A 1,260-nucleotide genomic window follows, 5' to 3' on the forward strand; every position below is an offset into this window, starting at 1 on the left:
CCGCTCCGCCACGACGGTCGGTGCGAGGAAGCGCGCCACCTTGCGGCGCTGCTCGTCGTGCTTCGGGCCGTCGGAGACCAGGATCGGGTGGTGCTCGAGATAGCCCTGCGGGATCGCCTCGGCCGTGAAGCCCGCCTGGGTCGTGGCGTGCCGGGCGCGCAGCACCTGACGCGCGGCCTCGAGCGACCGGATCCGCCAGACGGTGCTGACGCCGGGGCGGCCGCCGGCGTCGACCCGCTCCACGCGCAGGTCGCGCGTCTCGTGCCCCGCCTCGTCGGGCAGGACGGCGCGACGTCGCGACCGGGTGGCGTCGCTCATCGCGAGAGCGAGGGCAGCCGTGGGCGTCGGCGCAGCAGGCCGTCGAGCGGGACGGTCCACACGTCCTCGCCCCGCACGCCCCACCCCGCGAGCAGCTGGTTGGCCGCGAGCACGCCGGTGGTGGCGGCCCGCTCCATGAGCGCGATCGGCCAGTCGACCCGCAGCCCGTCGCCGGCGAGCACGAGCCCGGCGTAGGGGGTGTCGACGGTCAGGCGGTCGCGCCACGGTCCTGTGCCCACCAGTCCGCAGTCGTCCTCCACGAGCAGCTCCTCGTGCACGATCCCGAGCGTGCGGGTCTCGGGGTAGACGTCGTGCAGGGCGGCCAGGAGCCGCTGCCGCACCAGGGCGACGTCGAGACCTCCGGGGCCGTCGCCGGCCAGGTCTGCGTCACGCACGGGGTCGGTGGCGTAGGCGTGCAGCTCCACCACCGAGCCGCCGTGCCGGGCGGACCACTCGGCGGCCCCGCGCTCGAAGCGCTCCAGCACCGTGACGTTGTCGAGCAGGTCGTACCCGCTCGTGCCGAGGAACGCCTCCCGCTCCGCCGCGACCGTGCCGTCGAGCCACAGCCGCAGCACCGCGAAGGGCGGGGCGTTGCGGCCGGCGGCAGCGCGGCGGTGCCAGTCGCGACGTTCGTCGTCGTCGGCGGGCAGGGGGGCCACGAGCGTGCGCGTGGTGCGGGGGTCGGTCGCCAGCACCACGGCGTCGGCCCGCAGGGCCTCCTCCCCCGTGTGCACGAGCCAGCCGTCCCCGTCGGGTGCGACCCGGTCGGCCCGCGCGCCGGTGCGCACTCGCGCGCCCAGTCCCTCGAGGTAGCGGCCGAGCGGCGCCCAGAGCACGGCGTCGTAGTCGTCGTCGGGCACGTCGAAGAGCAGGCCCTCGGAGCTGCCGGTGAAGTAGGTGTGGAACATGCCGACCAGCTCACCGGCCCCGAACTCGGTGGGG

Annotated in this window: 2 pseudogenes; both read right to left on the bottom strand. The window is 76.0% G+C overall.

From position 1 onward, the window contains the following. Positions 1-318: pseudogene (locus ASF38_RS18465) on the bottom strand (cytochrome P450); the annotation flags it as partial. After that, positions 315-1,260: pseudogene (locus ASF38_RS19280) on the bottom strand (isorenieratene synthase); the annotation flags it as partial. The pseudogenes ASF38_RS18465 and ASF38_RS19280, both read right to left, overlap by 4 nt.

It is taken from the genome of Aeromicrobium sp. Leaf272 (assembly GCF_001422865.1).
Lineage (GTDB): Bacteria > Actinomycetota > Actinomycetes > Propionibacteriales > Nocardioidaceae > Aeromicrobium.